This window comes from Vreelandella titanicae BH1 (assembly GCF_000336575.1).
Lineage (GTDB): Bacteria > Pseudomonadota > Gammaproteobacteria > Pseudomonadales > Halomonadaceae > Vreelandella > Vreelandella titanicae.
The window spans coordinates 481,766-498,290 of record NZ_AOPO01000001.1 but is presented as its reverse complement, the minus strand read 5'-3'; the positions used below and the strand labels follow the sequence as shown (position 1 = coordinate 498,290).

18 protein-coding genes are annotated in these 16,525 nt (G+C 55.9%); 4 read left to right on the top strand and 14 right to left on the bottom strand.

Features of this window, described 5'->3' with window-relative positions; translation table 11 throughout:
• Nucleotides 1–46: 46 nt before the first annotated feature.
• Together HALTITAN_RS02105 and HALTITAN_RS02100 are read right to left on the bottom strand one after the other, a co-directional pair.
• Nucleotides 47–1,552 (bottom strand): tripartite tricarboxylate transporter permease, encoded by a 1,506-nt coding sequence (locus tag HALTITAN_RS02105; protein WP_009286104.1) that lies wholly within the window; start codon nt 1,550–1,552, stop codon nt 47–49.
• 14 nt (nt 1,553–1,566) lie between these two features.
• Nucleotides 1,567–2,034, bottom strand: a complete 468-nt coding sequence (locus HALTITAN_RS02100) for a tripartite tricarboxylate transporter TctB family protein (RefSeq protein WP_039857519.1) — start codon at nt 2,032–2,034, stop codon at nt 1,567–1,569.
• On the opposite strand from HALTITAN_RS02100, the gene HALTITAN_RS26165 reads away from it, so the two are divergent.
• A complete protein-coding gene (locus HALTITAN_RS26165; protein ID WP_255200324.1) occupies nt 2,033–2,167 on the top strand; it encodes a hypothetical protein in 135 nt (44 codons plus the stop codon). The two genes, HALTITAN_RS02100 and HALTITAN_RS26165, sit on opposite strands and share 2 nt — an antisense overlap.
• Nucleotides 2,168–2,185: 18 nt before the next feature.
• Here HALTITAN_RS26165 and HALTITAN_RS02095 read toward each other — a convergent pair whose 3' ends face one another.
• The 10 genes from HALTITAN_RS02095 to HALTITAN_RS02050 all read right to left on the bottom strand — a co-directional run bounded on the left by HALTITAN_RS02095 (nt 2,186) and on the right by HALTITAN_RS02050 (nt 12,878).
• On the bottom strand, nt 2,186–3,142 hold the full coding sequence (locus HALTITAN_RS02095) for a Bug family tripartite tricarboxylate transporter substrate binding protein (RefSeq protein ID WP_009286103.1): 957 nt from the start codon (nt 3,140–3,142) through the stop codon (nt 2,186–2,188).
• 335 nt (nt 3,143–3,477) lie between these two features.
• Nucleotides 3,478–4,443: a Bug family tripartite tricarboxylate transporter substrate binding protein gene (locus HALTITAN_RS02090; protein WP_039857518.1), complete on the bottom strand. Its 966-nt coding sequence runs from the start codon at nt 4,441–4,443 to the stop codon at nt 3,478–3,480.
• Between the two features lie 66 nt (nt 4,444–4,509).
• Nucleotides 4,510–5,673, bottom strand: coding sequence for an amidohydrolase family protein (locus HALTITAN_RS02085; protein ID WP_141440437.1), 1,164 nt, complete (start codon nt 5,671–5,673; stop codon nt 4,510–4,512).
• On the bottom strand, nt 5,673–6,608 hold the full coding sequence (locus tag HALTITAN_RS02080; protein ID WP_039857517.1) for an SMP-30/gluconolactonase/LRE family protein: 936 nt from the start codon (nt 6,606–6,608) through the stop codon (nt 5,673–5,675). The genes HALTITAN_RS02085 and HALTITAN_RS02080 overlap by 1 nt, the downstream gene beginning before the upstream one ends.
• 2 nt (nt 6,609–6,610) lie before the next feature.
• A complete protein-coding gene (locus HALTITAN_RS02075) occupies nt 6,611–7,906 on the bottom strand; it encodes a TRAP transporter large permease (RefSeq protein WP_039857515.1) in 1,296 nt (431 codons plus the stop codon).
• On the bottom strand, nt 7,906–8,430 hold the full coding sequence (locus HALTITAN_RS02070; RefSeq protein WP_039857514.1) for a TRAP transporter small permease: 525 nt from the start codon (nt 8,428–8,430) through the stop codon (nt 7,906–7,908). The genes HALTITAN_RS02075 and HALTITAN_RS02070 overlap by 1 nt, the downstream gene beginning before the upstream one ends.
• 23 nt (nt 8,431–8,453) lie before the next feature.
• Entirely contained in the window at nt 8,454–9,437 is a 984-nt protein-coding gene (gene dctP, locus HALTITAN_RS02065) for a TRAP transporter substrate-binding protein DctP (protein ID WP_009286099.1), read from the bottom strand.
• Between the two features lie 481 nt (nt 9,438–9,918).
• Nucleotides 9,919–11,175 (bottom strand): MFS transporter, encoded by a 1,257-nt coding sequence (locus tag HALTITAN_RS02060; RefSeq protein WP_039857512.1) that lies wholly within the window; start codon nt 11,173–11,175, stop codon nt 9,919–9,921.
• 2 nt (nt 11,176–11,177) lie between these two features.
• Nucleotides 11,178–11,858, bottom strand: coding sequence for an RraA family protein (locus HALTITAN_RS02055; RefSeq protein WP_027957847.1), 681 nt, complete (start codon nt 11,856–11,858; stop codon nt 11,178–11,180).
• 42 nt (nt 11,859–11,900) lie between these two features.
• Nucleotides 11,901–12,878, bottom strand: a complete 978-nt coding sequence (locus tag HALTITAN_RS02050) for a hydroxyacid dehydrogenase (RefSeq protein WP_236614916.1) — start codon at nt 12,876–12,878, stop codon at nt 11,901–11,903.
• 161 nt (nt 12,879–13,039) lie between these two features.
• On the opposite strand from HALTITAN_RS02050, the gene HALTITAN_RS02045 reads away from it, so the two are divergent.
• A complete protein-coding gene (locus HALTITAN_RS02045) occupies nt 13,040–13,924 on the top strand; it encodes a LysR family transcriptional regulator (protein WP_009286098.1) in 885 nt (294 codons plus the stop codon).
• Nucleotides 13,925–14,003: 79 nt separating this feature from the next.
• On the opposite strand, the gene HALTITAN_RS02040 is transcribed toward HALTITAN_RS02045, so the two are convergent.
• On the bottom strand, nt 14,004–14,192 hold the full coding sequence (locus HALTITAN_RS02040; protein WP_039857510.1) for a hypothetical protein: 189 nt from the start codon (nt 14,190–14,192) through the stop codon (nt 14,004–14,006).
• 205 nt (nt 14,193–14,397) lie between these two features.
• On the opposite strand from HALTITAN_RS02040, the gene HALTITAN_RS02035 reads away from it, so the two are divergent.
• Both HALTITAN_RS02035 and HALTITAN_RS02030 read left to right on the top strand, forming a co-directional pair.
• Nucleotides 14,398–14,622 (top strand): MFS transporter, encoded by a 225-nt coding sequence (locus tag HALTITAN_RS02035; RefSeq protein ID WP_161609165.1) that lies wholly within the window; start codon nt 14,398–14,400, stop codon nt 14,620–14,622.
• 427 nt (nt 14,623–15,049) lie between these two features.
• On the top strand, nt 15,050–15,442 hold the full coding sequence (locus HALTITAN_RS02030; RefSeq protein WP_027958395.1) for a histone-like nucleoid-structuring protein, MvaT/MvaU family: 393 nt from the start codon (nt 15,050–15,052) through the stop codon (nt 15,440–15,442).
• Nucleotides 15,443–15,583: 141 nt separating this feature from the next.
• Here the strand turns inward: HALTITAN_RS02030 and HALTITAN_RS02025 are convergent, their stop codons facing one another.
• Nucleotides 15,584–16,069, bottom strand: a complete 486-nt coding sequence (locus HALTITAN_RS02025; RefSeq protein ID WP_039857507.1) for a hypothetical protein — start codon at nt 16,067–16,069, stop codon at nt 15,584–15,586.
• Nucleotides 16,070–16,525 lie beyond the last annotated feature (456 nt).

Genomic DNA, 16,525 nt, shown 5'->3' with positions numbered 1-16,525 from the left:
AAAGCATAGCTGCAGCAGGCGCACATCCTAAATTATTAACGAGGTACTATGCCGTCGACTCACTCTTCTTGCGGCGGGACAGTCGGGAAAAGAGTGGCGTAAGAATGACAAGAAGAATCATGGCAATAAGCACCTTCGACGTTGTATTCGCTGCCAAGGCTGTCCAATCGCCGCCACCAATACGCAGAGCCAGACGCAAGTTCTGCTCGGCGAAGCCACCGAGAATTAGGCCCAGCACGACTGGGGGCAATGGGAACTTCAGTTTGTCCATAAAGTAGCCGATAAAACCGAAGCCCAGCATCAAGTAAACGTCGAACATCCGGCCATTGATTGAGTAGACCCCCACTAGAACCAGGGTGATGATGAAAGCGCCAAGCAGTGGACGCGGCAGACGCAGAACCTGTGCAAAGCTGTTGGTGGCCAGGGCGCCGCCAAGTACGATCAGCAAGATGGCGGCGAACAGGAACTGCCACATGAAGCCGAACACAATGCCGGGGTTGTCACGGAAGAGCATCGGGCCAGGTTGCAGACCGTGGATCATCAGGCCACCGAGCATCACTGCAGCCACCGCGGTACCGGGGATGCCGAGCGTCAAGGCGGGAATCAGTGCTGAGGCGGTATCGGCGTTGTTGGCGGTCTCGGAGGCCGCTACGCCCTCGGGTTCGCCCTTGCCCCAGTCTTCGGGATTACTGGATGCGCGACGTGCTTCGTTGTAGCTGAGAAAAGCCGCCATTGATCCGCCAGCGCCTGGCAGGATGCCGACGAACACGCCGATCACCGAAGAGCGCAGCCAAGTCTTCCAGAATCTCAGCATGCTCGGAAAGGCTTTCCAGAGGCTCGTCGTATTGAGCTTTTTGGCCGTGGAGGTGTCGACATCCACGACTTCCTCCAGGAGGGCGATTGCCGGCGGTATGGCGTAGAGCCCGACGAGCAGCACCACGATGTTGATGCCGTCGAGTAACTCCAGGTGGCCGAAGGTGTAGCGGTCATATCCGGAGATAGAGTCTAGCCCGACCAGCGAGACAAAAACGCCGAAACAGGCGCTCAACAAGCCCTTGAGGACGTCTCCGCCGAGCAGGAAGACGATGGCCGAGAGGCCGAAGACGGCGACCCAGAAAACCTCGGAGGGGCCAAACAGCAGTGTTACCTTGGCCAGCGGCGGGGCCAATAGCATGAGCACGATAGCCGAGACGATGCCACCGATGGCGGATGACACCACTGAGACCTGAAGCGCATAGCCGCCCCTGCCTTGCTGGGCCATTGGGTAGCCGTCGAAGCTGGTGGCTACGGCGGCGGGGGTGCCGGGAATGCGCAGCAGCACCGCGGGAATAGCGCCACCGTACATGGCGCCGTTATAGATACCGGCCATCATGCCAAGTGCTACCAGTGGATCCATGCCGAAGGTGAAGGGAATCAGTACCGAGATTGCCATGGTGGCGCTGAGCCCGGGCAAGGCACCAATACAGATGCCTGTTATAACGCCGAGCACGACAGCGGCGAAATTGCCGAGAGACAGCACCGCTGGGAGTGCATCAATCAAACTTCCATACATGTGTCAGCCCTCTTTCAGCGTATAAAGAATTCAGTGGGGAGATCCTGACCCATCAGCAAGGCGAAAATTATTGCCAAGCCTCCGGTGAATATCAGGTCCGCCAACAGCAACCGTTTGATATCCCGATAGCCGAAGCTCCACGCCACCAAAGGCACCATAACCGCGGTGGTTGTGTAAAAGCCGATCAAGCTCACGCTGACCACGTAGAGCCCAATGGCCACGACAATGCCGAGAAAGCGCGGCAAATTCTCGAATATTTGGTGCCGTGGGGCTTTAAAGCGCTCGCTTCGCGTGGCGGCAAAAACCCGTAAGATCATTAATACAGAGAGCCCGATTAGCGTGCTCAGCATTGTTATAGGCAGCAGGGAGCTCATGGTCGGCATGTCGGGTGTGCGTAGCAGAAGAAACCCTGCGACAACAATGATGGCGATACCGGTGATGAGGTCGGGATGAGGCCCTTGCCCTGAAGTGGTCTGTTTCATGTTCTATTCTCTGGCTGGCTTGCTCGTAGAGCGTCTACCACCAAGCGAGTCGAGCGACATGGTGGAGGTGACGTTTTATCCTGTTACGGGGCGTGACGAAGGGGGGCTTGCCATGGTCGGCCGGGTTGATTGAACACCCCGGCCAATCAATTTATTTCCAGGGTGAGGATTCCCAAACACGCTCGGCCAGTTCAAGCTGCTCTGCGTTAAGTGCTTGAAAATCATCTCCTGTCGTCAGACTGATAGGATTCCCAGATTTGAGCATAGCCTCTTGGAATTTTGGATCCTCGTACGTCTTCTCGAAGGCACTAATCAGGCTGGCCTCGACCTCTTCCGGCAGGCCGGAGGGGGCAATAAACCCACGCAGCGAACCGTTGACAAGATCGTAGCCTTGCTCGGTAAAGGTCGGCACACCTTCCAGTAGTTCAGAACGTTCGTTGGTGGCAATGCCCAGCACATTTAGCTCGTCACGGAAGTTGACCACCTCCGATAAGTTGATGATCCCCATTGCGACATGACCGCCCATGAGAGCACTACGCGCCGGCGCGGAGCCTGAGAAGGGAACGATGGTATATTCAGCGTCGGTCTCCTCGGAGAGCCGAATAAGGAAGAAGTGATCATCGCCGCCGAGGCTTGACATGCTGACGGTGATAGCACCATCACGTTCCTGGGCTGCAGCGACCAGTTTTTCCATGCTGTCGATGTCGCTGCTCTTAGGTGTGACGATCACGTTGGGATCGTCTACCACGTTGGCCAGGTAGGTGAAGCTATCGGCGTCGTAGTCGGCGTCGCGGTCAAGGGTGCGGGCCATCATGCCGGGCAGGTTGTAGGTGCCGATAGTGTAACCATCGGGATCGGCCTGGGCCGTGGCGGTGACGCCGATCTGGCCGCTGGCACCGGGCATATTCTTCACTACGACGGTAGCGTCGTCGCCAAGATACTGCTCAAGGAAAGGCGCAACGGTGCGGGCCATGACGTCGGTTCCACCACCTGCAGCATAGCCGACGATCAGGTCTATCTTTTTCTCTGGATAATCGGCGAGGGCCTGAGTCGAGGTAATGCTAGCGAGGCAGAGAGTGGCGGCGATGGTTGAAAACTTTGTGATCATGTTGTTGTACTCCCGTTTACATTCACGGATGGTCTAAAAGGCAAAGCCTGTCTAGTGCAGTGAACAGTACAGAATTACTTGATAAAAGCGAATAATGTTTAACTGTGTGGTAAGTTTTTCTGTATCTATGGAGAGGAAAGGCGATAAAGCCCATGTCATCGGGGTTGGCCGCTAATACCATGACGAACGGCCAGTAAAGGCTTACGACTATGGTCGGGGGGAGTGGGAGTAATTCAGTGTGACTATGTATTGAGTGAGGCTGGTGCGCCGGGGGAATGAAATAGAGATAAACCGGCGCGGGACAGCAGTGCCTCGCGTCGGTCTGTTAAATAAGATTACTTCCAGGGCGTCTCTTCCCAGGTGCGCCGCGCCAACTCATCCTGGGCCTCGGCCAGGGCTCGATAGTCTTCCCCATAGATGACGCTCAGCGGGTTGCCCTGCTGTGCCATGTCGGAGCTAAAGTTGATGTCCTCGGCCACATCCTCAAGGGCGCCCAGCAGAGCAGAGCGGATGTCAACCGGTAGGTTGGCCGGTGCCGCCAAGCCGCGGAACGAGCCCATTTCGATATCGAAGCCGAGCTCCTTCGCCGTCGGCACGTTGGTGGCTTGTTCCAGGCGCTCGTCAGCTAGCACGGCCAGTACGCGTAGCTCATCTTCAAAGCCCACCGTCTGGCTATATGCCATGGTGCCCATGGCCACGTGCCCGCCCATCAGTGCGCTGCGCGCCTGGGCTGCGCCATTAAACGGTACGTAGTTTAGTTCAATGTCGGCCGCCTCGGCGAACTGGATAGCGGAGAAATGGTCGTTGCCGCCTAGCGAGGATAGGCCCACCGGCATCTTGCCTTGGACGTCCCTGGCGTACGCGATCAGGTCTTCCACCGAGGCAATGTCAGAGTCTTTCGGCACCACTAGGGTATTAGGGTCGGAGACGAAGTTGGCCAGCCAGGTGAAGCTGTCCACGTCGTAGTCAGCCTCGCGGTCATAGGTCAGCGCCAGGGCAGCTGGCAGATTCATGGTGCCAATCGTGTAGCCGTCTGGACTGGCCGAGGCTAGCGCCGAAAATCCGATCTGGCCGCCCGCGCCAGGCATGTTCTTAACCACCACCGTGGCGCCGTCGCCCAACTGCTCCTCCAGATACTTAGCGACTGTGCGGGCCATGACGTCCGTGCCGCCCCCGGCGGAGTAGCCGACCACCAAGTTGATCGGTTTGTCGGGATAGTCGGCTTGAGCGAGGCTGGTGCCGACCAGGAGGGAAGTCGACGCGACAGCGGCGAGGGACAAGCTTAAAAAACGTTGTTTCATGTTGGCGTACTCCGATCTTGTTGTTGAACTTGCGGGCATGGCTCATTAACGGCGCGGTTAGTTAGGTCATGAACCGGCGGGTAGCCGGTAGACCCGTGTAGCCGTGTCGTGAAACACGGCGTTGCGTTCCTCCTGGCTCCAGGAGGCGGTGAGTCGATGATAGGCATTCCACAGCACGCCGTAGGAGATACTGCCCTTATCGACAGGAAAGTTGCTCTCCAACATGCAGCGCGATGGTGTAAAGCGCTCAATGCAGGCGTCCACGTCGGGGGCGATGGCATCGGCAAGGTGCTGTGAGTTCGGTGGCGTCTTTCCTGTGTTGAAGCTGAAGCCCATGATTGGCATGCCAAAGCCGCCGATCTTGAGCATCACATTGGGGAGTTCGGCCAGTCGCGCCAAACCGTCGCGCCAGGCCTGGCGATGGATCGAGTTATGGTCACTATGAGGACTGGGATAGGATCCGACGCCCAGAGGCCCTCCAGCATGGTCGAGAACGATGGTCAGCTCGGGCAGGCGGCGGGCCAAGGTTGCTACCTCGTCGAGCTGGGTTTGGTAGGCCCATATATCCAACGACAGGCCGAGGCGGGACAGCTGCCGTGCTGCCTCGACGAAGGGCTTGCTGACCATCAGCCCCTCCGGTGCTGGCACGGGGTTGGAACGAACGGTGGGGTCGGGATGCGCCGCGACGGGCATGCGCACACCGCGAAAGCGCCCGCCGCCAGCCTCCATCAGCGCCTCGAGCACCGGCGCGACGCTGGCCCCCATCAGTAGGTCGGCATAGCCAACGATGGCCGTTGCCACGTCGGTGGGCCCGTAGTGGCCGCTACGCGACTGAGCGGAGAGGCCGCGAACGAACTCGATCTCACCGACGGATCGATAGGCCTCGGGGCCGCTCGCGCGATACATCGTCCGGCACTGGATGTAGATCGAGGCAGTCACCCAATGGCCACTGTCGCCGATGTCGTCGGTGAACTCCTCAAGCAGATAGCGAAAGCCTCGGCGATCCCAAAGGTGGTGATGGGCATCGACGATCTTCTGATCCGGAGCCAGCGAGGGCTCCCGAACCTGGGTGAGCCAGTCCGGCCGCGGCGGCGGGTTCGGTGAGTCTACGACGGGGCGTCGGCGCCAGGGTCGCTCGTTGGCGGCATCGTCACTGTCTTGGTGATTCCGCTGGGTCGTGGAACAGGAGGCAAGGAAGCTGTCGTAGGGCTGCGGCTTCGTCGTCAGCATCACATACCCCAGCCGGAAGCCATGGGAAAGCCGCCGACGGGCAGCTCAGCGCGCAGAATAGTGCCGGTGTCAGACTCGGTGATGAAGAGTGTACGGCCTTCCGGCCCGCCGAAGGCGCAGTTGGTGGTACCGAGCCCACGAGGGGATCTCACCACGGCGATTGGCACACCGAGCGCATCGTGTACCCAAACCAGTCCCATGCCGGTCTGACAGACCACCACGCCACCATCCTTGGTAAGCGCCAGACCGTCCGGGCCCGCACGGCCGCCGGAAAACTGCAGGAATAGCCCCGCTTTTACCACGCGTCCGCTGTCCGAGATCGGCAGACGCCAGACAGCATTGGCACGGGTTACCGCCACATAGAGTGCATGGCCAGCCTTATCGAGCACCAGCCCGTTGGGGCTCGGCACTTTGTCGATAAGGCAGTCCAGCCGACCGCTGTCCGGGTGCCAGCGGTAGACACGGCCAGAGGGGTCCTGCAAGCCGGTTTGGCCCTGATCGGTGAAGTACAGCGAGCCGTCGGGGCCGAAGTGCAGGTCGTTGCAGCCCTTGAAGCCCTCGGTGTCAGCATCGCCCAGCGCGGTGGTCACTTCGCCGGTGTTCGGATTCAACTGCATGATGCCGTTACGAAAATCGGCAATGTAGATGTGCCCGCCCGTATTGATCTTCAGGCCGTTGGGTTGGCCTTCGTACTCGGTGATCTGCTCGACGGCGCCGTTAGGTGAGGCGCGAAAGACACGACCGAAGGGAATATCAACGAACCACAGGTTGCCCTCAAGATCGAAGGATGGGCCCTCAATGAAGCTGTCGACCACCGCCCCGCGCCGGTTGCGATCCGCCCAGTAAGAGCGTTGGCCGGATCTTCTCAGTGACGTCGGCAGTGTGGTGAAAACCTCGGCCTCAATCAGTATCGGGTCGGGATGGGGGAATGCCATGTTCAACCTCCAAAGGTCGTGGTTGGGAGCCACAGGGCGATATCGGGGAACCAGATCAGCAGAACCAGGAAGGCCAGGATGATCAGGAAGAAGGGCAGCACACCCATGACGACGTCTTCGACTTTAACGGTGGGGTCCGAACTGGCGACCACGAACAGGATAATGCCCAGTGGCGGCGTCAGTTGGCCGAGCTCGACCAGGATGACCACGAACACGCCAAACCACACTGGGTCGATATTCATCGCCATCAGCACGGGAAAGATGACCGGCACAATGATCGCGATCATGCCTAGACCTTCCATAAAGCAGCCGAGGATGGCGAAGGTGACCAGCAAGATCATTAGAAAAGCGAACGGCGACATGTCTGCCTCGGACACCCAGCTAACCAGATCCTCGCCGACGCCGGATAGCGCGGTGGCGTAGGCGAAAATCATCGAAATGAAGACGATAAACAGAACATTGCCGCTCATCACCAGGGTACGTGAGATGGCTTTGCGCAATATGCTCAAGCTGAGCCTGCGGTAGGCGGCAGCGATCACTACTGCCCCAACTACGCCAACAGCACCGGCCTCGGTAGGCGTAGCGATGCCCGAATAGATACTGCCCAGTACGAAGCTGATCAATATCATGAATGGCACGACATCCAGCGCCGCCTTCAGGTAATCGGAAAGCCGCAACTGGGTGGTGTCGCGTGGCACCAGCGAGGGGTTGAGTAGCGAGCGCGCGGCAATAAACAGGCTATAGCATCCAGCCAGCAGGATACCGGGCACCAGCCCGGCCGCGAACAGTTTGGCGATGGAGGTTTCGGTGAAGGTGGCGTAGATGATCATGGTGATCGAGGGCGGAATCAGTATGCCCAGGGTGCCACCGGCGGCCAGCGAGCCTGCGATGATACGCTTTTGATAGCCCCGTGCGGATAGGGCTGGCAGAGCCACGGTCGACATGGCCGCGGCTGTGGGGGCGCTGCCGCCAGCGACGGCGGCGAAGATGCCGCTGCCTATGATGTTGGTATGTAGCAGTCCGCCCGGCAGGCGGCGCATGAAGGGTGCGATGCCGTTATAGAGACGGCCACTCAGGCCGCTGCCGAGTAGGATTTCCGCCATCAAGATGAACAGCGGAATGGCGGCTAGGGTGAAGCTGTTGGATGCCCCCCAGCTAACCATTCCAAGGGCATTCCAGCCAGCAAATCCCTTCATCAGCCACAGATACCCAAGGGCCGCGGCTCCTACGGCGAAATGCACCCAAAGACCGCCGAGGATCAGTAGCAGCAAGACGGAAAAGGCAATGATTGCATCCATCAGCGCTGTCCTCCGATGCCTAGTTGCAGCAAGGCACGTTCTAACAGGAATAGGGTCATCACGGACAGGCCCACAGGCAGCAGCATCTGCGGGATCCAAAGCGGTGTCATCAGGGCGGTGGGCGCCACGTTGCCGCGTGCGAACGAACTCATGACGAGCAGGAAGGAGTGCCAGGCGAGCACACCGCAGATGCCCATGGCTAGCGCGACGTACACCAGACCAAGCACCTGTCTGACCCGAGGCGGCAAGGTTTCGTATATAAAACCGACCTGAAACAATGCATTGTTCCTGATTGCTAGGCTAGCGCCGAACAGAGTGGTGGCGATAACCAAGTAGCCGGAGAGCTCCTCCACTACATGTAGGGAACTGTTGAAAAGCAACCGTGATCCGATCTCGGCGACGACCAATACCGTTAGCGTTATTAGCCCAGCGCTAGCGAGAATGCGCACAATAGCGGAGAGTACGTCAAAGATGGGGCCGGCGGAGGCCGGCCCTTTTCTTGTTTCATGTTGGGAGGCAGACATGTTGAGATCCTCTGAAAGATCAATTACTTGCCGAGCGCTGTGAGCACATCCTGCAGTGCCTGTTCATGCTCAGGACCGGCTTCGCTGGCCCATTCCTGCCAGAAGGGGGCGAGGGCTTCCTGGGCCTTGACGATCTCTGCGTCACTAGCTTCAACAATGGTCATGCCAGCGTCCCCCTGAGATTCCTTTTGGGCCTGCTCGTCTAGAAGGAAGGCCTCGGTGATGTTAGAAGCCTCCTCTTTGATGATGGTGGCGAAGGTCTCGCGGTCGGCTTCGTTCAGCGACTCGTAGGCGTTGGTATTGGCGATAATGGCGCTATAGGCGTAGTTCACCGGTAATCGGTAGTTGTAGTCGAGGAACTCGTGCCAGTTTTTTGCACCGCCCGCACTGGCTGTTAGCACACCATCAATTACGCCGCGCTCCAGGGCAGTTGGAACCTCGGAGCCGGATAGGGTGATCGGTGAGCCCCCGAAGGCCTCGACGAAGGCACCCTGCTCGGGCGAGGTTACGCGGATCTTATGACTTTCGAGATCGTCGAGGGAGTCGATCTCGAACGAGGTGAAAATGACTTGTTGAGGGTAGCGATAAGCGCCCAGAAAGGTAACATCCTGCTCGGCGAAGCCTTGCGTGAGATAGGGAGACATGGCCGCGTAGGCTTTATCCCACTCCTCATCGTTCTGGATCAGCATTGGCAGATTGAGGATACGCGCGATGGGCACATTGCCGGAAAAAAAGAGATCAGCCGAGAAATCGATAAAGCCATTACCGACCGCCTGGGTAATATCGCTGGAGGCAATCTGCAGTGTCTTTCCCAAATGCAGCGTGATCGACAGGTCTTCGGTTTCAGCTTCAGTACGGTCTATGATGCGCTGCATTCCCTTTACTGCCGCGGTAGTGGAAACCGACGAATAGGTGTAGCCGGTCCAATCAGCGGCTTGAGCAGCACCTGTCGTGGCTATACCCATGATGAGTAGGCTAGTTACCAAAGAGGGCTTGAAGGCTTTCATATCGATACCTCATTAATCGTTGTTATGTCTCTACCGTTCGAGGAACTGGCGGTACAGCGCATGTTGTTAGATGTTGATCTATGATCGAAAAGACGCGAACCACGGGCATCTAAGCCATTGGTAAGCGTGTTTCTAGCAGAAGTGGAACATGAAAAGACTTTCTGTATAAAGCGCGTTTTTCTTGAAGAAGTATGAAGAATTTCTTTATTAAAAATTCGTGTTTTTACAGACTTGTATATGCCGCTTTAGTGGTAGTTTATTGGCATGGCGTAGCAAAAAGATGCAAACGTACCTGAGGCGATATCAACCTATACGACTGCATCGGGGGGAGACAATCTTGGAACGGGGAGCGCGCCGAATCGAACTCCGCTAATCTGTATCAAAAGAGGAAAATGATGAGGTTTTACAGATTATCTAGTAACCCATAATAGTAACGTATCTATAAACGTTATTGATTTGAAGTCTTCTGCATATTCAAGGGCTATGAGTCACTCAGCTTTTTTCGATCCTTGTTTAGAGCCACTAACAGCACAAGCAACATTGCTACTATTGGTAGGCTGCTCAAGCCGAAGATGACGCGGTTGGATGTATTCTCGGCGATTAGTCCGGCTGCCATAGCCCCCATCGCTGGTAGGCCTCGAAAGATCATTGTATAGAGTGACAACACTTTTCCTCTCACCGACTCTGACACCTGTGTCTGCAGAACAACTTGTGTACACACACCATTGGCAAGGATGGCTCCTGACAAACAGGCGAGGGTTAATAATCCTGCCCATAACACATGGCTAATCAGAAATAATCCGCATGCCAATATTGCCGATAGTCCGAAGCCTATGGCCAGTGAGAGAGGAGAGCCTTTTGTTAGTAAGAAGGAGGTCATCAACCCACCGCCTATCGCACCGAGCCCTTGAGCTGATGTCATCAAAGAGAAGGCCTTTGCTCTTGCTGCTTCTCCAATAACGACCTGACCGGCAAAAGCCGGTAATAATTCGAAAATAGGCCTATAACATAGCGCTAGAAGGGCGAAGAACAGCAGCAAGAGCTTGTGATGTCCAGTCAGTGCATGTATTACCGCTGACCATGTTGAGTGGCTGAGTTTGCCTTCCGTCGACCCTTCCAGTCCCTCAGACCCTAGCCTTTGGTTAGTATTTTCTGATTGGGAAAGCCGCGCTAGTATCAGTGCAAAGAGCAAATAGCTAATTGTGTTAAATAAGAAGACCGACCAAAGTGCTTCCAGCGTTAGCGCCATGCCGGCGGCGGCTGGACCTAACATCCGCGCAAGGTTAAACACCATGGAGTTGATCGTTATCGCTCCAGGCACATCTTCTTTAGGGACGATGCTACCGACAACGACCATACGCGTTGGATGATCGAATCCGTTCAGGATGCCAGTTAATCCAGCCACGATTAGCAACATTGTCGGGCTGACAAGCTCGGCCATTATGGCAATCAGCATAATGCAAGGCGGCGCTATTGAGAGAAGCTGCAGCCACAGGGCTAGGCGAATTTTGTCTTGTCTATCGACCAATGTGCCTGCAAAGGGAGCCACGACCATTGATGGCAGCAGGTCCGCCATTGCCATTAGCCCTAGCATGAAGCTCGACTGTGTCATCTCCCAGGCGAGCCATAGCAGCACCACACGTTGCGCCCAGGTGCCAACAGCCGAAGCCGCGTTACCCGCCAAGTACGCGCGAAGCCGAGCGTTTGCCAGCGGGGCGGCGGCTTTGGGCAGGTGCAAACTCAGCCTCGCAGGAGGCTGCAGCCCGTCGTTTCCAAAGCCTTATCAACCCAGGTGCGGTCGTTCTCGCCAGTATGTATGGCGACCATTTGCTTCTCTTCGGAGGCCTGTTTCGCTTGGGCGGCTTTTAGCACTGTCTCGGCATCAGCGTAGGGAACGGCCAGCACGCCATCGGCGTCACCCAGAATTAGGTCGCCCGGCTCAATAACCATCCCGCCAAGGTTGATCGGAGTATTGATCTCACCTGGCCCGTTTTTGTATGGGCCGCGATGCGTGACGCCCACGGCGAAGGTCGGCAGGTTGGTATCGCGAAAGCCGTCCAGGTCGCGCAGCGCACCGTTGAGCACGAAACCCGCAACGCCTTTCTTGACCGCGTAAGCCAGCATTAACTCACCCATCAGGGCATTGGTGGTGTCCCCTCCGGCATCGCAGACGATGACGTCACCGGGCTGGGCCATGTCGATGGCCTTGTGCAGCATCAGGTTATCACCGGGGCGCGTACGAACAGTAAGGGCGACCCCGGCTAAATTGCCAGCGCGATGCATCGGGCGAAGGTCTGGGCCACCGGCGAAGACGCGGGACATGCTATCGCTGACCACCGCTACGGGCAGTACTGCGAACGCCTTAACGAGGTCGTCGTCGACACGGCGCTGGCGCTGAAGAACTCTATTTCCGACTGTCATGGCATTACTCCGTCATGTGACTCAACATTAAAGATGGTGCGTTCAGGCTAGGGTGTTGACCAAGCGGGCTTTCGGTAGGGTTTCTCCAGCGAGGAAGTCCACGATACCGCTTACCGCCAGTTCGCCGACGCGCTTGCCAGCTTCTTTGGTGACGCCTGCGATATGGGGCGTGAGAATGACTCGCTCAGACGCGGCCAGAGCGTTCACGTCCAATGGCGGCTCCTGTTCGAAAGTGTCTAGTCCTGCGCCTGCGATATGCCCACTCTCTAGGGCGGCAAGCAGGGCCGCCTCGTCGATCAGACCACCCCGAGAAGTATTGATGACGTAGCTGTCGGTCGGCATCAGGGCGAGCATCGCGGCGTTAAGCATGTGCGTATTGCTTTCGGTAAGGGGGCAGTGCAGGCTGACGATGTCCGATTGGCGGAGCAGGTCCTCGATGCGTTCGGCGCGGCGTGCGCCCATAGCTTCGATGGCGTCCACCGAGGCATAGGGGTCGTAGACGAGCACGTCGAGACCCATGCCTTTCACCAGCTTCGCTACGGCGGCAGCGATGGCGCCGCCACCCACTAGACCTAAACGCATGCCGGATAATTCCCGACCGAGGAATCCCGCCTTTTCCCAGCGTCCTGCCCGCATGCCTGCATCCAGTGGCAGCAAACGTTTGATCGTCGAGAACATTAGAGCAACCGTGTGTTCCGCAACAGAGACTGCATTGCCACCTGCCGCCCGGATGACTTGGATACCATGTTGGGTTGCTGCATCGATGTCGATATTGTCGACGCCTGCGCCATGCTTGGAGATAACGCGCAGCGATTTCCCTGCTGCGACAGCACCGGCACCAAATTGCCCCATTCGAGACACGACCCCAACCGGGTCGTACTGTTTGAGGAAGTCAGCGAGTACCTCCTCAGATGGATAGGGGGGTGTGTGAACAAGGGTATAGCCAGCGTCTTCGGCCATTTGCTTTGCAGTGGGGGCAAGGTCGGGGCCTGTTATTAGAATCAAAGGTTGTAGTGCCAAATCAGATCCTCCCTGTTGTAACGAGGGCAGCCGGACACTGATCGGCGTAGCATCACAGGCGACTGCTTTCGAATTGATTTTTAGAATACAGGAAGATTTTTTATACAAAAGCGAATAAAATTTGCCTTTATGTTAAGAATTTCTTCATTTAAGGAGGGTTTATGGACACTCGCCAACTACGAACATTCGTAGCGATTGCTGAGCATGGCACATTCGCGCGGGCGGCCTTGATCGTAAATTTGACCCCTTCCGCTGTTAGCCAACAGGTCCATTCGCTTGAGCAGGAACTGGATACCAAGCTGTTCAATCGTGACTCCCGCCCTCCTAGCCTCAACCTCCAGGGGCTGAAAATGCTTGAAACGGCTAAACAGATTCTGGCCTTGGTGGATGAAACGCATGGCGTTCTGTCCGGGAAGCAGATAACGGGTACGCTCAATATTGGCTCGGTGCGCACCAGTACTATCGGCCTACTGCCACGTGCCATCTTGGCACTGCGACAGGAGTTCCCCGAGCTGAACGTAAACCTACGAGTGGGCATGTCTTCGACGCTGATCAGCGACGTCAACGCCGACCGGCTGGATGTGGCGGTGGTCGCCGAGCACTCCGGCGTGTCGCGCGATCTCTTGTGGTCGCCGTTCATACGCGAGCCGTTAGTGGTGATAGCGCCGCCCGGCACACCGCCGATGCCGGTTCAGCAGTTGCTGGAAACGTTGCCCTTCGTGCGTTTCGGCAGTAATGTGCCGTTGGGCGCAATGATCAACAACGAGCTCGCCCGGCTAGGCATAGCGGTGCAGGACATCGCTGAGATCGACACCGTGCCAGCCATCGTGGAGTGCGTGGCCGCGGGCCTTGGTGCCAGCATCGTGCCAAATATCGCGGTGCGCGAGAACGGTCACGACATGCTGACATTGCCGTTCGGTGAGCCCCAAGTCTTCAGACAAATTGGCATGATTCATCGCGCCAGTTCGGCCAAGGCCGAGCTACTGACAGCGTTACACAATAAGCTGGCGGAAGTTGCGGGAGAGTTTGGCGTTTATCGAGAATAGCCGTCATTACGGAAGTCGTAGATACAATATCGCACTTGCCCGAGCCGTCCCCGCTACGCTGATGAAACGTCAACAGGCCCTAGTAATGCGCGATCACCTGGGCCGCATTCGCCTTTAGGGTTACTGGCCACTTACCTGGCGCAAGCACTTTGATATTAACGCTTATGCCCATCAACCAGCTCCAGCTCTCTTTGTTGATATCCAGCCCTTTGGGGAGCATGTCTGTGCGATAACCAAAGCTGTCCACATTGTGGCTAACAGGGAGCATGGATTGGCGGTCTGCTGCTTGCCTATGGAGCCGCGGGACTGATCAGTAATTTCGGCATTGCTCCAATCATGTCACTCGGTTACCGACCCACACTTTTCGCGACAATGGTGCTGCTGATCGGCAGTCTCGCCGCGCTGAGTTTCGCAGGTACGAACCATGCGCTTGCTATCGCTCTGCTTCTGGTCTGGGGGCGGCCTACACGGCCTTGCCGGTGCTGATGCAGACGTGGGTGTTTAAGGCTGCCGCACACCTTAACGGTCCCGAAGCGCCATCTTCGCTCTACGTTTCCGCCTATAACGGCGCGATTGCAGCAGGCGCATTGGTCGGAGGAGTTATCGTTGACCATTTTGATCCCTGGTCGGTCATGTCTATTTCGGCGCTCATCGGTGTTCCCGCGCTGCTGATCGCTTTGAAGCATGCTCCGAAATGAGCCCTGTCCCGAGAGCAGGACGCTTAAACGGGTATGGCTCGAATATAGGGATTCAACGGTTTTACCGATACTTTGAGTAGGAGAGTGATACACCCCACAACTTTGTGGAATGCATTGGCAACTTCCTAGTAGTATTCCCAGCATTTGGCACTGGGGAGTTGCAACTAGCGTGGATAGAGTCTTAGTGGGACACTCTCACTACCGGATAACGATTAGGAGGCTGGTTACCTTTGGCTCCAGCGTCCCCACTTTTAAGAGGGGCCTGCGATTTCTCGCAGGCCCTTTTTGGGGTGGGGTCAACTGGCGCGCCCCATACCCAGTGATCAAAATTGAGCTTTCCTTTTCTCAATGGCTATATTAAAGCTATAATGCGTAAGATATATGTTTAAGGGTTATCTTAAATTTTAAAAATATAGGAATTTAGACTATGGCGTCGGTACTGAGTAACTATCTCAAAAAAGAACAGATGTTAAAGCAGCTGCAGGAAGAGCTGCAAGCGCTGGAAAACAACAGTGAGCTAAAAGCAGAGCTTGAATTCAAAGAAAGACTACAAGCACTTATGACTGAGCACGGAAAATTAGCGCGCGACGTATGTGAAATGCTTGACCCATCTTACCGCTCTAAACCAGCAAAGGCTGGCAAGGTAAGCACCAGCAGCACAGATGGGCGTAAAAAACGTCCCTTGAAGGTATACAAGAACCCACACACTGGTGAGGTAGTAGAAACCCGTGGCGGGAATCACAAAGTCATCCAGGAGTGGAAGGCTGAATTTGGTAATGAAGAAGTGGTCAGTTGGGTTGTGAAAGAAATCGCGCAATAAGACTAATTTTTATTAGTGGTGACAACGCCAGCTTGGCAAAGTTATCCTTTAAAACGCTCACTGAGCCTGCTCAGTGAGCGAAAAATTATTTAAGCGATGTGCTGGGAAAGGAAAGTAACGAGTAAGTCCATCAGCCATCCGTTAATTTCGCGACAGGTCTTCCCTGAGGCTAGGTACTTCTACTCTACTAAGGCCACCCAATCTCCACGCCTCGACTGAATTGCTACCCTCTGGCACGCTGAATGACCCCCAAATCACTCGAAACGTGGTTGTGTACACAGCCCCGTCTCCCATAACAATTTTCGCATCAATGTGAAATCGGCGTTTTTGCTCTTGCATTAATGCATCATCAAGAGCTGATGTCGTTTCAATCTCCGCTATACCGTTATCTCTGCATGCTGCATGGAAGGCAGCGAATTTCTCCTCATAATATAAATCGGGTTCAATTTTCCGTTGGTGCATTGAAAGATGCCTCTCTTTATCACCATCGCAGATCGCTTGAACAGCTGCTGCAACCATACCGGTTGCGGTCTCGCTATACACTTCATCCGCCAAAGCAGGAGACGATAGCAGTAGAGAAAGAGCCGCCGCGGTCGAAAGAGAGATTAAATAGCTGTTTTTTAACATTCCCATTTCCCTTTATTTTTTTGCCCCGCTCAACTAGAAGCCAAGCATAAGTGTAGGGCATGGCCACATAGGCTATAGAGGTTTTTCTCTACTGGCCGATAGAGAGCTTCTACAGCAATTTATACGTATGCAGGCCTGTGGACACCAAACTGCATTAGCAATCAGCCACGACACCTCAGTTCCGTGCCGTGATTCGAGTGGCGTCTTCTAATATTAGTGGGAGTGAGCAGGCTCGCAAATTTAACTTTACTAATGCAGTGATTAGCCGCTGTCGGTACCGCGATGATGTTTCCGGTAGGCCCCACACTTGAAGTAATTTTCTGGCTATCCTCTTGCAGTAGTATTAAGCCGTGACAGCTGTTCGTGAGTTCTGGCGTTTTAGCTTGGTTGGTTTATTGGCCGTTGCATTAGGATTTTAAATCCTCGTTTTTGGGGCCTATCGGCACGCTGCCTAAA

What these genes read in the sequence shown, in the direction of transcription:
- HALTITAN_RS02105 (WP_009286104.1), bottom strand. Translation starts at nt 1,552, where the DNA reads ATGTATGGAAGTTTGATTGATGCACTCCCAGCGGTGCTGTCTCTCGGC.
- HALTITAN_RS02025 (WP_039857507.1), bottom strand. Translation starts at nt 16,069, where the DNA reads ATGTTAAAAAACAGCTATTTAATCTCTCTTTCGACCGCGGCGGCTCTT.
- HALTITAN_RS02030 (WP_027958395.1), top strand. Translation starts at nt 15,050, where the DNA reads ATGGCGTCGGTACTGAGTAACTATCTCAAAAAAGAACAGATGTTAAAG.
- HALTITAN_RS02100 (WP_039857519.1), bottom strand. Translation starts at nt 2,034, where the DNA reads ATGAAACAGACCACTTCAGGGCAAGGGCCTCATCCCGACCTCATCACC.
- HALTITAN_RS02070 (WP_039857514.1), bottom strand. Translation starts at nt 8,430, where the DNA reads ATGTCTGCCTCCCAACATGAAACAAGAAAAGGGCCGGCCTCCGCCGGC.
- HALTITAN_RS02055 (WP_027957847.1), bottom strand. Translation starts at nt 11,858, where the DNA reads ATGACAGTCGGAAATAGAGTTCTTCAGCGCCAGCGCCGTGTCGACGAC.
- HALTITAN_RS02085 (WP_141440437.1), bottom strand. Translation starts at nt 5,673, where the DNA reads ATGCTGACGACGAAGCCGCAGCCCTACGACAGCTTCCTTGCCTCCTGT.
- HALTITAN_RS02095 (WP_009286103.1), bottom strand. Translation starts at nt 3,142, where the DNA reads ATGATCACAAAGTTTTCAACCATCGCCGCCACTCTCTGCCTCGCTAGC.
- dctP (WP_009286099.1), bottom strand. Translation starts at nt 9,437, where the DNA reads ATGAAAGCCTTCAAGCCCTCTTTGGTAACTAGCCTACTCATCATGGGT.
- HALTITAN_RS02045 (WP_009286098.1), top strand. Translation starts at nt 13,040, where the DNA reads ATGGACACTCGCCAACTACGAACATTCGTAGCGATTGCTGAGCATGGC.
- HALTITAN_RS02040 (WP_039857510.1), bottom strand. Translation starts at nt 14,192, where the DNA reads ATGCTCCCTGTTAGCCACAATGTGGACAGCTTTGGTTATCGCACAGAC.
- HALTITAN_RS26165 (WP_255200324.1), top strand. Translation starts at nt 2,033, where the DNA reads ATGTTCTATTCTCTGGCTGGCTTGCTCGTAGAGCGTCTACCACCAAGC.
- HALTITAN_RS02075 (WP_039857515.1), bottom strand. Translation starts at nt 7,906, where the DNA reads ATGGATGCAATCATTGCCTTTTCCGTCTTGCTGCTACTGATCCTCGGC.
- HALTITAN_RS02080 (WP_039857517.1), bottom strand. Translation starts at nt 6,608, where the DNA reads ATGGCATTCCCCCATCCCGACCCGATACTGATTGAGGCCGAGGTTTTC.
- HALTITAN_RS02090 (WP_039857518.1), bottom strand. Translation starts at nt 4,443, where the DNA reads ATGAAACAACGTTTTTTAAGCTTGTCCCTCGCCGCTGTCGCGTCGACT.